This is a genomic window from Fretibacterium fastidiosum (assembly GCF_000210715.1).
GTDB classification, from domain to species: domain Bacteria; phylum Synergistota; class Synergistia; order Synergistales; family Aminobacteriaceae; genus Fretibacterium; species Fretibacterium fastidiosum.
This window is the reverse complement of sequence record NC_021038.1, coordinates 52,089-54,693: the sequence shown is the minus strand read 5'-3', so window position 1 is coordinate 54,693 and position 2,605 is coordinate 52,089. Positions and strand designations below refer to the sequence as shown.

The window sequence follows — 2,605 nt, the reverse complement described above, 5'->3', positions numbered from 1 at the left end:
CTCGCCGGACCGCGCGGCCCTGTTGGACGCCCTTGTGGGGCCCGCCCTGCGGGGGGAGGTTTCCGCGCTGTCCTGGCGAAGGTATCAGGGGCTTCGGCGCCGCGGCGCCCTCCCCGCCGCACAGGCTGAGGCCGCGAGCGATGAGCTGGCGCGGACGCTTGACGAGATCGCCGGCGTGGAGTCCCTCCTGGACCGCCGGGCCAGGGAGGTACACTGTGGCTTCCTGGTCCGAAGCGCGGCGGAGGAGGTCCGGGAGCTGGACCGCCGCCGCGGGGAGTGGGAGCGGGAGAAGGCGCTCTTCCTGCCGATGGAGCAGCGGCTGGAGCGCGGGCGCAGGGCCCTGGAACTGGGGGACGAGTACGAGGGCATCCGGCGGATGCGCCAGGAGCGGGACCAGGCCCGCACGGCGCAGCTGGCGCTGAAGGAGAGCATGACGGCGGTCAGGACGGAGCTTCAGAACGCGGAGGAGGCCTTCACCGTCAAGGAGTCGGAGTTTCGGGACCGTCTGATCGCCCAGAAGCGCCTGGCCGAGACGGTGCTGACGGTTCAGGACCTGGACCGCCAGCTTCGGGACCGGCAGGAGGCGGCTCAAGCTTTGGAGGCCCGGCTGGCGCAGGCGGGGCAGGAGCTTCGGGATCGGACGGCGCGGCTTGAGGGCGAGCAGCTGGCGGTGGAGAAGTTGAGCCTTTCCCTCAGGGAGGTCCGAAAGGCCCTTCAGCTCCACGCCGCCGACGAGCGCCTCGCGACGGGCCTGCCGGGAATACAGAAGTGTTTCGGCCTCTACCGCGAAGCCCTGGAGCGGCGCAGTGCCTTCCGCGAGAGCTACGCCCTAGCCATCCGGAAGAAGCAGGAGGCCCAGACCGCGCTGAACGACCGTCAGGCGATGTTCTCCGACGTGGCGCACCGGTTCACCGTGGTGGAGAAGAACTATCAGCGGGCCCAGACGTTCTACGAGTCCTCCCTGAAGGGCAAGTCGCTTGAGGAGTGGCGCAGCGCCTGTGATCAACTCGTCCGGCGCCTGGAGGAGCTTGAGCATTTGGCGTCGCGCTTCCGGGAGGAACAGGAGCTCCAGGAGCGGCTGCAGGAGCTTCAGGCCCGGCGCCTGAGGATGCAGCAGGAGACGCGGGAGCTGAACATCCGGGACGTGGCGCAGTCCGGCAAGGCGGAGGCGCTGCAGGAGGAAATCCAGAAACTGGAGGGGCGCGTCCGGCTGCTTCAGGGGATGGAGGACCTGGGCGGCATGAGGGGGCTCCTGGAGGACGGGGTGCCCTGCCCCCTGTGCGGCGCCATGACGCACCCCTATGCGTCGGGGGCCGCCGTCCCGGAGACGGATGAGGTCAGCCGCCAGCTCAACGACGCCACGAAGGCCATGGAGGAGCTGAGGGCGGAGCTCAAGGGACGGCAGTCCCGCGCGGGGTGGCTCGTCGGCGAGATATCCTCCATCGGGCGCGGCGAGGAGGACCTGCGTCAGGACCTGGAGCGCCTGGGCGACATCATCACTCAGAGCGTCGCGGCGCTTGGGCTGAAGTTCAACGTGGGGGTCCCTCCCCTCGAGGAGCTGGACCGCGTGCGCCAGAAGACGCGCGACCAGCTTCAGCGCGCGCGAAACGCTCTGGAGGCCGCCGAGGCGGCGCAGCGCGACCGGGACGCCGCGGCGGACGAACTGGCGCGGATCCGCGAGAGCCGCGAGGAGCTGACGCGCTACCACCAGGAGGCGCTGTTTCAGCTTCAGAACGAGCGCTCCGAGGAAGCGCGGGTCGAGGGCGAGAGCCGCAGCCAGGAGGAGGCGTTCAACGCGCTGCGCCGGGAGCTGATCGCCCAGCTCTCCCCCTACGGCTACAAGAGCATCCCCGACGAGAATCCCGAATCCGTCATCAGGGCCCTGGAGGTCCGCGCTGCGGAATGGCAGGAGAACGCATCACGTCGGGACGAGCTGGAGCGAGAGTTCTCCGCGGCTCAGGCCTCGGCCGCCGCTGTAAGGAAGGAGCTGGAGGCCTTCAAGCTGCGCAGGGAGGAGCTGACGCGGGAGCTGCGGACCGTCGAGGCGGAGCGGGACAGCCTGCAGCAGAAGCGGATCATCCTGTTCAACTCGAAGGACCCGGCGTCGGAGAAGGCGCGCATGGAGCGGGATGTGGAGGACCTGCGGCAGCAGCTCGAGGTCCGCCGCCTGGCACGGTCCGAGGGGAGCGCCAGGCTTCAGGAGATCATGGCCTCGCTCCACGAGCTGGAGACGAAGCTGGCGACGCTGCGGGAGGAGCTTCAAAGGGGCGAGATCGCCTTCGGCAAGCACATGCTGTCCCTGGGCTTCAAGAACGAGAACGATTACATCTCCGCCTGCCTGTCCGGCGAGGAACGGCGGGACCTCCAGGGGCGCCTGGGGGAGCTGGCGCAGGCAGACCTGGACCTCACCGCCGCACGGGAGAATGCAAAGTCTCTGCAGATGGAGCTGCAGTCGCGCCTGGGCGGGCTTCGCACCTCCCTGGGCGACGGAGACACCCTCCTGCGCCGGCTGCTGGACCTGAACCGCCGGGCAGGGGAGCTCTGCCTCGCCCTGCCCAGGGATTCGGCATCGGTGAAGCTGTATGGGGAGTTTTGCGAAGGTCTG

1 protein-coding gene is annotated in these 2,605 nt (G+C 69.3%); it reads left to right on the top strand.

All coding sequences use genetic code 11. The features are described 5' to 3' along the window. Positions 1 to 2,605, top strand: a 2,605-nt coding sequence (locus SY1_RS00270; protein ID WP_208872458.1) for a coiled-coil domain-containing protein, incomplete at both ends; no start/stop codon positions are given.